Here is a 12,418-nt window from a genome sequence, read left to right on the forward strand (position 1 = left end):
ACAAGCTGTATTTCCAAGGGTATGACGGTGCTGAATACAAAGAGCATGATGATCCAACGTTTGGTTATTACAACGAGCTGTTTGTTTATGATGGTGTCAATGCGCCGCGAATTGTAACGAATTTACGCGTAGGGGCTTCAGCTTCACCTTCGTTTATCGCGTCAGTGAACAATGAATTATTAATGTACGCCAATAACGGCAGTACAGGTAATGAGTTGTTTAAGTTATCTGGCGACGTTATGGACTCTGATAGTGATTCTGTAGCAGATGTATACGATGCTTTCCCGAATGATGCAGCCGCATCAGCAGATACAGACGGTGATGGTTATCCAGACGTATTAGTAGAGGGTGTCGAAACGGCTTTAGTTGTTGATGCGTTCCCACTAGATGCAGCAGCATCTATGGACGACGGTGACGGTTACCCTGATGCATGGAATGAGGGGGCGACAGCTGCGGATTCAACAACTGGGTTAGTATTAGATCAATTCCCTGCAGATGGCGGGGTCAACTGGACAGATTCAGACGGTGATGGTGTTGGTGATAATACTGATGCATTCCCGGCATATTCTGGTGCGTCAGTTGATGCCGATGGCGATGGCTATCCTGATAGTTATCATGACGGATACGACCACGAAATTGCGCAAGGTGGTAAAGAATTAGACCAATTCTTAGGTAATAGTGCGGAATGGAGTGATGTGGACCTCGATGGTGTCGGTGATAACTCAGATGCCTTCCCACTTGACGCCGCAGCATCAATTGATACGGATGGCGATGGTTATCCAGATGTATTAGTTGCAGGTATTGATACTGACTTAACCGTAGATGCGTTTGTTAATGATGTTACCGAATCCACAGATACTGACATGGATGGAATTGGTGACAATACTGATTCCGACATTGACGGAGATGGTGTATTAAATGCGGTTGACGCAAATCCATTAGTTGCAGTTACCAGAGAAAATGACCTTGACCGTGATGGTGTTGACGATAGTGAAGATGACTATGTCGACTTATTGTTAGCGAAAGCGGCAATTGAAGCCACCGTGGAAAGTTCTGGTGGTAATATTTCAATGAATGCGACGGGCATTGATACTAAGGTGACTGACAAGTTAGCGACGTTAATCAATGTTGCTAATATACCGACCACTGTTAGTTTTAAATCTGTAGTTGATGGCGAGTTAAAACAATCTGGTTTGCAGGATGTAGGCATTGTATTAACTAACTTAGTTGGCTCTGAGCAAACACTGTTTTTGCCGCTAGCGATTAATCCACTAGCCACGACCGCGACTACCGCATTTAGCAAAACCGGCGAAGATTTTGCGATTGATGTGAACTTAACCGGCGTGCCAGTAGATTATCCGGTGACATTCTCTTATCAATTAATTCAAGTCAATACTGTGTTAGTTGAGGGGACGTTATCAATTGATGAAGGCTTATCAACAGCACTAGAATTTGATGGCGTTAATGACGGGAATTACGCTATTACTATTGAAGATGAAAATGGTTTAGCTGTTTTTGCGAATGGTAAACATGAAGTAAACCTAACCGTTCAGCAAAATACGCGACCTTCAATTTCCACAGGCTTGATGTTTAACGACAAGAAAGTCACTGTGGTTGAATCAAGCGTAAGTTCAGCGTTTCTTGCGTTTGATATCTTCGATGCTGATATGGATTCATCTCATAATGTAATAATTACTATTGATGGTGAAGAAGTGTTCAATGGTTCAGCGTCTATGCATGAAGTCATTGAAATAAATCCTGAGCAATTAGGGGTTGGCTCACACACTGTTGTGGCCAAGGTCGTTGAAACGGATACAACTGACTTATTTGAAGCAAGCCAAACTTCTCGATTCTTTATAACGGAAGCGTTACCAGAATTAAGTACAGTGGCAGACTCAGATAACGATGGGATCTCAGATGCAGATGAAGGTATGTCAGACTCTGATGGTGACGGCATTGCAGACTATTTAGATAATGCGAACTTGTTAGCTAATCAACAAAAAGTCGGCGATACCATAATTTCTGTAGAGGAAGGCCTAACAATTTCGATTGGTCAAACGGTGAAAGCTATAGACAATGGACATTCAGCGGACGCTGCAACAACCGTTGCGGAAATTGAAGCTGCATTGAATGTAGAAATTGATGACTCAGATGTTACTAAATACGTTACCCCAATAATTGACTTCGAAGTACACGGTGCCGACGTTGGTTCAATTATTACAATGATAGTACCACTTAACGAAAAACTGCCTGTTAATGCGCAATATCGCAAACTTAAATCAGATGGGTCATTTGTTTCCTTTGAAGTAACTGACACTCAACAACGAGATGGTGATTCTATTTGGTCAGCGGTTAAAACCTTATCAGGTGAATGCCCAGCAGCCGATGACACCGAAGCGTGGAGCCGAGGTTTAGTACAAGGCAGCAATTGCATTAAGTTACGCATAACCGATGGTGGCGTAAATGACGATGATGGCGTTGCTAATGGCGTGGTTGTTGACCCTGCGGTAATAGTGGCGGTAAATAATGCGCCAGTAGTTGAGTTGGCTAGAGAAATACAGGCTAATGAAAATACTTATGTAGAAATTGTTGCGTCAGCAACAGACCTCGATAGTGCTTTGTTAGCGTATTCTTGGACGCAGGTTGAAGGTAGTGCAGTTGAATTGCTATATACAACAGGCGATACGATATCATTTGTAACACCTTCAACATCTGAAGGCGAAGAGTTGAAGTTTACTCTGCAAGTGACAGACGGTGTTCGAGTAACCACTAAATCAATTACGGTTGTGGTGGCAAACTCAAATACAGCACCAACTGTGACAGCGTCAAGTTCTGTCTCTGAAACAGAGATCGGTGGTTTAGTAACACTATCCGCATTGGGATTAGATACTGAAAACGACGATCTTACTTACAGTTGGTCTACAGCGACTAGCAATGTGGTATTAGCTAATGCCGATACAGCGACTGCAAGCTTTAATGCGCCAACGGTTACTGAAGATACGACAATCAACTTTGAAGTATTAGTTAGTGATGGTGAAATGACCGCTACTGCAAACGTCAGTGTATTGGTTAAAGCAGCTAAGGAAGAAAAAGATGAAGGACTATTAGGTCTATCATTTAGCTACACGTTAGCAACCTTACTTGGTGGTTTTGTGGCATTCCGCAGACGCATCAAAAAATAACAATTAACTGTTTTAGTTAATTAACCAAAAGGAGCTTTCGAGCTCCTTTTTTATTGCGGGTTATTTAGGGAATAAAAAAATCCAGCTTAAAAATTAGTTTGGCTAAACGCCATACAATCTAACTAAACCTGAATCATAGTGTTGTGGACCAAATGAGAGTGACAATTATTTAAGAAATACAGAAGGAAATGAGGCGTTTTTCATAATAAGTATTTCAAATCACCAATTAACATTTTATTACACTAAAATTTAGACATAAAAAAACCGACATCAGTCGGTTTTTTTGATTAATCCGCTACTACTTTTTAGGTAGTTCGATTTTTTTATCGTCACTTTGCTTAAATAACACAAGTGTTTTGCCAATTAGCTGAATTTTTTCGGCTTTGCTTTCGCGCACTATCGCTTCAACATATAGCTTTAATTCTTCACGATCTTCAGAAGGTACTTTAACCTTAATTAATTCGTGAACCGCTAGGGCGTTTTCGATTTCGGCTAAAACGCCTTCAGTAAAGCCATTCGAGCCAAGTTGCACGACAGGTTTTAGTGAATGGGCTTCGCCCTTTAAGAACTGGATTTGTTTTTTTGATAGACTCATTAGGTTTAATTTTACAGTAATTACTTGAATTAATGATATTCTACCCCACCTTTAGACTATTACCAATTCATATACTAAGTTATGGCAAAAGATAAACGTTCCGGTAGCAGTAAACGCTGGTTAGAAGAACATGTAAACGACCCATATGTGAAAGAAGCCAACAAACGTGGGTTACGTTCTAGAGCCTATTTCAAAATTGAAGAGTTGCAGAAAAAAGATAAACTAATGCGACCGGGCAGTATTGTTGTCGACCTCGGGGCCGCGCCAGGTGGTTGGTCTCAGTACGCTGTAGAGTTGTTAGATGGTAAAGGCACGGTAATCGCGTGTGACATTTTACCTATGGATCCAATTGCAGGTGTCGACTTTCTCCAAGGTGATTTTAGAGAAGAAGATGTATTAAATGCATTGTTAGATAAAATCGGCGACAATAAGGTCGATTTAGTCATGTCTGACATGGCGCCAAATTTGAGCGGAAACGACTCAATTGACCAAGCAGGTTCTATGTACTTGGTTGAGTTGGCTCTCGATATGTGCCAACAAGTGTTAAATAAAGAAGGTAAATTTGCTGTCAAAGTATTCCAAGGTGAAGGTTTTGATCAGTTTGTAAAAGATGTACGTAATGTATTCAAAGTAGTAAAAGTGAGAAAGCCTGAATCGTCAAGAGCACGTTCGAGAGAAGTGTATCTGGTAGCGACAGGATTTAAATTATAGTAGTCTTCATTTTAATGTTTATTTGTTGAGGTTATCCCTTTGAGCGATATGGCTAAAAATCTAATTATTTGGTTGATGGTAGCAGTGGCACTGATGTCTGTATTTAATACGATCACGCCAAATGATAGTACGAGCAGTAGTACAAACTATACCCAGTTTGTTAAAGAAGTTCGTATGGGCGAAGTTCGTGAAGTTAAAATTAACGATCGCCAAATTGTCGGCCTGAAGCGTAGTGGTGAAAAGTTTGAAACTTATATCCCAACAGCTTACGACAAAGATTTATTAAACGATTTAATCGAAAATAACGTACGCATTGTTGGCGTACCTCCTGAAGAGCCGTCAATTTTGGCGTCTATTCTAATTTCATGGTTCCCTATGTTGCTATTGATTGGTGTATGGATATTCTTCATGCGTCAAATGCAAGGCGGCGGCGGTAAAGGCGCTATGTCATTTGGTAAATCTAAAGCGCGTTTAATGGGCGAAGACCAAATTAAAACAACGTTTAAAGACGTAGCCGGTTGTGACGAAGCAAAAGAAGAAGTTCAAGAGCTTGTTGATTACCTAAGAGAACCTGCAAAATTCCAAAAGCTTGGCGGAAAAATTCCAAAAGGCGTATTAATGGTCGGTCAGCCTGGTACGGGTAAAACCTTACTTGCGAAAGCCGTTGCCGGTGAAGCAAAAGTTCCATTCTTCGCAATTTCTGGTTCAGACTTTGTTGAAATGTTTGTTGGTGTTGGTGCATCACGTGTTCGTGACATGTTTGACCAAGCTAAAAAATCAGCTCCTTGTATTATCTTCATCGATGAAATCGATGCTGTCGGTCGTCAACGTGGCGCAGGTTTAGGTGGTGGGCACGACGAACGTGAACAAACGCTTAACCAAATGTTAGTAGAGATGGATGGTTTTGAAGGCAACGAAGGCATTATCGTTATCGCCGCGACTAACCGTCCTGACGTACTAGACCCTGCATTATTAAGACCGGGCCGTTTTGACCGTCAAGTTGTGGTTGGTTTGCCAGACGTTCGTGGTCGTGAGCAAATTATTAATGTTCATATGCGTAAAGTACCTGTAGCAAACGACGTAGAACCTGCGTTAATCGCACGTGGTACGCCAGGTTTCTCTGGTGCTGACTTAGCAAATCTAGTAAACGAAGCTGCCTTATTTGCTGCTCGCTTTAATAAACGTTTAGTCGACATGCAAGATTTCGAAAAAGCCAAAGACAAGATCATGATGGGCGCCGAGCGTAAATCTATGGTTATGGGCGAAAGCGAACGTGAAATGACAGCCTACCACGAAGCTGGCCATGCAATTGTTGGCCGTATGGTTCCTGACCATGACCCAGTTTATAAAGTTAGTATTATTCCTCGTGGACGTGCACTTGGTGTCACTATGTACTTGCCTGAACAAGATCGTTTCTCACACAGCAAACAGTTCTTGGAAAGCCAAATATCTTCTTTATACGGTGGTCGTATTGCCGAGGAAGTTATTTATGGTGCAGATAAAGTATCAACGGGCGCTTCAAATGATATTGAACGTGCAACTGATATTGCTCGTAAAATGGTTACTCAATGGGGCCTTTCTGAAAAAATGGGACCTATGTTATATGCTGAAGAAGAAGGCGAAGTGTTCTTAGGACGTACGTCATCTAAATCGCTTCATATGTCTGATGAAACGGCACAGGCCATTGATGCTGAAATTAAAGTATTTATTAACCGTAACTACGAACGCTCAGTTGAAATTATTAAAGCGAATTTAGACATCTTACATGCAATGAAAGATGCGCTAATGAAATACGAAACAATAGACGCAAAACAAATTGATGATCTAATGAATCGTGTTCCAGTTCGTGAACCTGCGGGTTGGTCTGCAAAGCCTGAGTCTAAAAATGACGACGACTCTACAGACAACACCAAACCTGAAACTGACGTTCCTAATCCTGCCAGTTAATATTAAGGCCCCTTTATAAGGGGCCTCATTTTTATGACAATGTTTAATTTAACAAAACTCGAAACGCCTATCATAATGGCGATCTTAAATGTAACTCCCGACTCTTTCTCAGACGGCGGTAAATTTACTCAGCTTGATGCGTCTATTAAACATGCAGAATTGATGTTGTCTCAAGGTGCGGATATTATTGACCTTGGTGGCGAGTCCACTCGTCCAGGCGCGCCAGAAGTGAGTTTGGATGAAGAATTATCACGGGTATTACCTGTGATCGAAAAATTAAAAAGTGAATTTGGGTGTTTGATTTCGCTGGATACCAGCAAACCTGAAGTCATGCGAGAAGGCATTAATAGCGGCGTAGACCTTATCAATGACGTATGTGCGTTAACGGTAGGAAACGCTGTTGAGGTTGTTGCTAATTCAAATGTACCGGTTTGTTTGATGCATATGCAAGGCACACCGCGTACAATGCAGTCAGAGCCAGAATATAGCGATGTAGTTACCGATGTAAGTGCATTTTTGGCTGAACGAATAAATACCTGTTTAGAAGCCGGAATCGACAAATCTCGAATTTGTATCGACCCAGGATTTGGCTTCGGTAAGACATTAAGTCAGAATTACCAATTACTAAATCGATTAGACGAATTTGAATCGTTAGAATTGCCGCTCCTTGCGGGACTATCGAGAAAATCGATGATTGGAAACTTGCTAGGGTTAGCCCCCGATAAACGAGCATTAGCAAGTGTTATATGTGCAACTTTGGCATTGACCAAAGGGGCAAAAATCTTAAGAGTGCATGATGTTGCAGAAACGAAACAGGCATTAGATCTGTTTAAAGCGACTTATTACGGAGTAAATCATGAGTAAAAAATATTTTGGAACAGATGGTATTCGCGGATTAGTTGGGCGTTCGCCTATTACTCCTGAATTTGCACTAAAGTTAGGTTACGCTGCAGGTAAAGTTTTTGCGAAAAACGGCAACCGAAAAGTGCTTATCGGAAAAGACACTCGCATTTCGGGTTATATGCTTGAAACCGCATTAGAGTCTGGCCTTATCGCTGCTGGTGTTGATGTAGGCTTGTTGGGACCAATGCCAACGCCTGCTATTTCATATCTTACTCGTACATTTCGCGCCGACGCCGGTATTGTCATCAGTGCCTCGCACAACCCATATTACGACAACGGCATTAAGTTCTTCTCTGCGGCCGGTACTAAGCTTCCAGACTCAATAGAACATGAAATTGAAGCCATGTTAGATCAAGAGATCACATGCGTAGAATCTGAAAAACTCGGTAAAGCAACACGCATAAATGACGCAGCTGGCCGATATATCGAATTTTGTAAAAGTCGTTTTGCGCCTGAATCATTGCGCGGCATGAAAATCGTAGTCGACAGTGCCAATGGTGCAACGTATCACATCGGTCCAAATGTATTCCAAGAGCTAGGTGCAGAAGTGGTGTCTATCTTCGCAAAACCGGATGGACTGAACATCAACGAAAAATGTGGCGCGACGCATACCGAAGCACTACGTGAAGCGGTATTAGCCAACGAAGCTCATGTCGGTTTGGCGCTAGACGGCGACGGCGACCGCATTATTATGGTTGACCATAAAGGCGTTGAAGTTGATGGGGATGAACTGGTATTCATTATTGCGCGTCACGCATTAAAACAAGGCAACCTTAAAGGGGGCGTTGTTGGCACATTGATGTCAAACCTTGGTCTAGAAGTTGCCCTTAAAAAGTTAGGAATTCCATTTTTACGCGCTAAAGTCGGCGATCGTTATGTAATGGAACTATTAAAAGAAAACAATTGGACTATTGGCGGCGAAAGTTCAGGTCATGTTATAAACCTAGAACATATGCCAACAGGCGATGGTATTGTGTCGGCAATCCAAGTATTAACCGCCATGGTTGAGTCAGGGTTAAAATTATCAGAACTTAAATCTGGTATGGAAAAATACCCACAAGAGTTAATAAATGTGCGCGTTGGCCAAAATAAATATCCCCTTGAAGTGGATGAAGTTAAGTTAGCGATAGCAGATGCAGAAAAAGAACTTGGCGATGAAGGTCGTATATTAATTCGTAAATCGGGTACTGAACCTCTTATTCGAGTTATGACTGAAGGCAAAGACGCAGAGCTAATTAATGCCGTAGCGAAACGAGTTGCTGAAAAAGTAGCCGCATACGCCGATTAATTAAAGCTTTGCTTGTAACTTTGCAAGTTGTTAGTTACTATCACGCCCGCGAAAAATTAGGAGTAAAGCAATGGCTGAACGTCTACCTTTAGTAGTTGCCAACTGGAAGTTGAACGGCGATAAAGTGTTATTGGCGGAAATGATTGATGCGTTACAAGCGTTTGAATCTAATGAAGTTGAAACCGTTGTATGCCCACCATTTGTTTATTTGAATGAAAACACAAATGGTGTTAAAAAGGGCGCTCAAAATATTGCAGAAGTCGAATCTGGTGCATTTACCGGTGAAGTCTCTGGCAGAATGTTACGTGACGTGGGTTGTCAGTTTGTCATAATAGGACATTCTGAAAGACGCGCCATGTATGGTGAAACAGACGCTGTTGTTGCTAAAAAAGTATTGGCAACATTGCACGCTGGATTAGTCCCAATTATTTGCGTTGGTGAAAGTGAACAGCAACGCGAAGATGAAGAAACCATAGCGGTTATTTCAAAACAGATCAGAGCCGTATTGGATGATTTGCCGTCGTATTCAGACAGCTTAGTTTTTGCCTACGAACCCATTTGGGCGATAGGCACTGGAAAAACGGCCACGACGGAACAAGCGGAAGAAGTACACGCCGAAATCAGAAAGGTTTTGGCGAGTTATAATCAGGAGTTAGCGCAAGAGACTCGTATTTTATACGGTGGAAGTGTTAAGCCTGATAACAGTAAAGAATTATTTTCAAGTGACAACATCGACGGAGGCCTAATTGGAGGCGCGAGTTTAGATGTAGAGTCATTTACAACCATTTGTAAAAATGCGGTAGCTTAAGGTAATAGCATGTACGAAATTTTGATAGTAGTTTATTTAGTAGTCGCATTAGCTTTAGTTGGATTAATCTTGATCCAACAAGGTAAGGGTGCCGATATGGGCGCGTCGTTTGGTGCTGGCGCATCAGCTACATTGTTCGGTTCTAGTGGTTCTGGTAACTTTTTAACCAAAACAACCACGATTCTGGCAACCCTGTTTTTTGTTATCAGCATATTCCTAGGAAGCTTGACAGCGAATTCAGTTAAAGAAGAAAACGAGTGGAATGACATCTCAGCACCAGTTGTTGAAGAAGTTAAAAAAGTCGCTCCAGCAGATACGGACGTTCCAGTTTCTAACGAAACAACAGACGCACCAGTAAAAGACGTACCTGCAAACTAGAAACACTTTCGCGGTTGTGCTGAAATTGGTAGACAGGCAGCGTTGAGGTCGCTGTGTTCGAAAGGACGTGAGGGTTCAAGTCCCTCCAACCGCACCATTATTAGGTTTTTTAAGAACCAATAAAGACCCGGAAAGCCAATTAAAACAGGCTTTCCGGGTTTTTTTATGGGTTATTGTCGATTACTAACGAACAATGACAACCAGCAATTTAAGTAGTACATTATGTAGTACAGATTCACTTTCTCAAATGGTGTACTAGATAAATACCAGTAAAACCATCATCCCAAATCCCCAGAACAAAAAACCGTCATTAGTAAGCGACAACCAAACAGAAAAACATCATTCCCAATACCCAGAAAAAACGTCATCCCCGTAGCTTGTAAAGTTAGGCAGCCTAAGCGATATTAGGGATCTCCAACCGAGCGCAGAGGAATCACATAATCCACCTCCAATTAGCTCATAGTTTAAGAACAAAAACCGTCATTATTAATCGAAAATCAACAGGAAATACCGTCATCCCAAAAGAGCCTAAGCGCTATTAGGGATCTCCAACCAAGTGCAGAGGAATCACATAATCCACCTTCAATTGGCTCATAGGTTAAGAACAAAAACCACCATCCGAACCAAACAGAAAAACATCATTCCCAATACCCAGAAAAACGTCATCCCCGTAGCTTGTAAAGTTAGGCAGCCACAGCGATATTAGGGATCTCCAACCGAGCGCAGAGGACGTTACAAATATCAGCAACTCTGACCCCACAGGTTTCTTTCAATTGGTTGAAATTACGTTTTATACTGACCGACTAATTTCGACATATCTAACGCGAGATCATTAAGCTGTTTACTTATCATGGATGCTTCGGCGGTACCGTTTGCGGTTTCTTCTGCGACTTCAACAATCTGGTGCACGTTTTGGTTTATGGTCTCAGATACCATAGTTTGCTCTTCAGCAGCAGTTGCAATTTGACTGTTCATGTCGTTGATCGTCGTGACTGAATGACGTATTGCTTTTAGCGCTGTGTCGACTCTTTCTGCTTCTGTCACTGTGTGCATGCATTTTTCATTTATTTCAGTTATCGCAAGAACCGCTTCGTTAGTTCCACCCTGCAATTTAATGATCATGCGTTGAATTTCATCCGTGCTGCTAGCCGTTCTTGCCGCTAGGGTTCTAACTTCATCGGCTACCACAGAGAAACCTCTACCTTGTTCACCGGCTCTTGCTGCTTCTATCGCGGCGTTTAATGCGAGTAAGTTTGTTTGTTCTGCAATGCCTCGAATAACTTCGATTACACCACCGATATTTTTAGATTCTTCACCTAAATTACCAATAACGTCGACGCCAATATTAACTTGGTCACCTAACCCATTAATGATCTCTATTGCACCATCTAGTATTTTCGATGCGTCAGTGACTTGGTCTTCCGCGTCATGGGCGGCTTTTGCGGCATTGCTAGCGCTTTTCGCCACATCCAAAGCCGTTGCTGACATTTCGTTCATAGCGGTAGCAACTTGGTCACTTTCTAAATGTTGACGTTGCACACCTGATTCGGCTTGAGCCATCAGTTGCGTAAGGTTCACACTTGAAGTCGATAATATTTGAGTCGACCCATTAATTTGCTTAACCATATCTGCAATTTTTGACGCAAATAAATTGAACGCCGCGGAAAGCGCACCTAATTCATGGCCTTTTGATTCATCCAAACGTTGTGTCAAATCACCATCGCCATTGGCTATTTCATCTAAGGCACTCACGGCATGATTTATTGGTTTGGTAATAGTTTGTACTAATTTGATGGAAATAGCAGACATTACTAATAACAAAACAATCGCTAAGCTAATGATTTTAAAGATACTGTCCGACAACATTTCTTGGTTATGTTGTTTAAGAACGCCCAGGGTTTTTTCTAATTCGTCGACGTAAAATCCAGTCGCGATAACCCAATTGGTGTCAGGGATCATTACGGCCTTGGCGAGCTTGGGTGACGGTATTGTTGAGTTTTGTTTGGGCCATGTATATTCAACATAACCGCCACCGGTTAGTGCTTTTTCTATATATTCTTTAACCAGATATCGACCCTGCTGGCTTTTAGAGTCTAAATAATTTTTTCCTTCTCGTTCTGGATTATCCGCACTAACAATTTGATTGCCCTGGGTGTCATAAACAAAAAAGTAATTATTGCCTTGCTGGTATCTTAAATTACGTAAGATTGTTTTTTTCGCGTCATCGGTTTTAGCGGTAGCAACTGAGGTGATAGCAAGTTCGATAAATGAGTCGAGTTGCTCTTTTTTCTCGGCCGTCAGCGAAGTGCGTAATTGGTCTTGGCTTTGTAAGCTTATTTGCTCAGATTGTGAGGTCGCCAACAACGTAATTGCGAGTGCGGTAAGTGCTAGGGGTAATAATGCGATTGTTAATACTTTAAATTTAATTGATCTATTTGCCATGGGGATCTACCTATCGTCATAACTATCCTTTTTATCGGATAAACCTCGTCAATCTTTAAATTATTTAAGTCATTTATTTATTCTAGGGTTCTAACCCGTAACGGTCGTGTTTGCAACATTAGAATGAAAATCAACCCAAAGACTGGCATCGCTAGGTACTAAGC

General features: G+C 41.7%; 9 protein-coding genes and 1 tRNA gene. 8 read left to right on the forward strand and 2 right to left on the reverse strand.

Translation table 11 applies throughout. The annotated features are described in order from the left end of the window. Positions 1-3,182: choice-of-anchor U domain-containing protein (locus Q4575_RS15900; protein ID WP_303523480.1), on the forward strand; the 3,182-nt coding region annotated here is incomplete at its 5' end. 298 nt (positions 3,183-3,480) lie between these two features. On the opposite strand, the gene yhbY is transcribed toward Q4575_RS15900, so the two are convergent. Continuing rightward, entirely contained in the window at positions 3,481-3,777 is a 297-nt protein-coding gene (gene yhbY / locus Q4575_RS15905) for a ribosome assembly RNA-binding protein YhbY (RefSeq protein ID WP_215964070.1), read from the reverse strand. 81 nt (positions 3,778-3,858) lie between these two features. On the opposite strand from yhbY, the gene rlmE reads away from it, so the two are divergent. The 7 genes from rlmE (at position 3,859) to Q4575_RS15940 (ending at position 9,909) form a co-directional block, all read left to right on the forward strand. Next, positions 3,859-4,488, forward strand: a complete 630-nt coding sequence (gene rlmE / locus Q4575_RS15910) for a 23S rRNA (uridine(2552)-2'-O)-methyltransferase RlmE (RefSeq protein ID WP_215964069.1) — start codon at positions 3,859-3,861, stop codon at positions 4,486-4,488. 39 nt (positions 4,489-4,527) lie between these two features. Continuing rightward, positions 4,528-6,435, forward strand: coding sequence for an ATP-dependent zinc metalloprotease FtsH (gene ftsH, locus Q4575_RS15915; RefSeq protein WP_215964068.1), 1,908 nt, complete (start codon positions 4,528-4,530; stop codon positions 6,433-6,435). A 39-nt stretch (positions 6,436-6,474) separates the two neighbouring features. Continuing rightward, positions 6,475-7,299: a dihydropteroate synthase gene (gene folP / locus Q4575_RS15920; RefSeq protein WP_303523519.1), complete on the forward strand. Its 825-nt coding sequence runs from the start codon at positions 6,475-6,477 to the stop codon at positions 7,297-7,299. Then, positions 7,292-8,626 carry a phosphoglucosamine mutase gene (glmM, locus tag Q4575_RS15925; RefSeq protein WP_215964067.1) on the forward strand — a complete coding sequence of 445 codons (1,335 nt, stop codon included), beginning with the start codon at positions 7,292-7,294 and terminating at the stop codon, positions 8,624-8,626. The genes folP and glmM overlap by 8 nt, the downstream gene beginning before the upstream one ends. 70 nt (positions 8,627-8,696) lie before the next feature. After that, complete coding sequence (tpiA, locus tag Q4575_RS15930) at positions 8,697-9,434, forward strand: triose-phosphate isomerase (protein ID WP_215964066.1); 738 nt, start codon at positions 8,697-8,699, stop codon at positions 9,432-9,434. 9 nt (positions 9,435-9,443) lie between these two features. After that, positions 9,444-9,812: a preprotein translocase subunit SecG gene (gene secG, locus Q4575_RS15935; protein WP_215964065.1), complete on the forward strand. Its 369-nt coding sequence runs from the start codon at positions 9,444-9,446 to the stop codon at positions 9,810-9,812. Between the two features lie 10 nt (positions 9,813-9,822). Next, positions 9,823-9,909 (forward strand) — tRNA-Leu (locus Q4575_RS15940). Positions 9,910-10,595: 686 nt separating this feature from the next. Here the strand turns inward: Q4575_RS15940 and Q4575_RS15945 are convergent. Continuing rightward, entirely contained in the window at positions 10,596-12,254 is a 1,659-nt protein-coding gene (locus Q4575_RS15945) for a methyl-accepting chemotaxis protein (protein ID WP_303523481.1), read from the reverse strand. Positions 12,255-12,418: the final 164 nt, after the last annotated feature.

This window comes from Psychrosphaera sp. 1_MG-2023, from assembly GCF_030548245.1.
GTDB lineage: Bacteria > Pseudomonadota > Gammaproteobacteria > Enterobacterales > Alteromonadaceae > Psychrosphaera > Psychrosphaera algicola.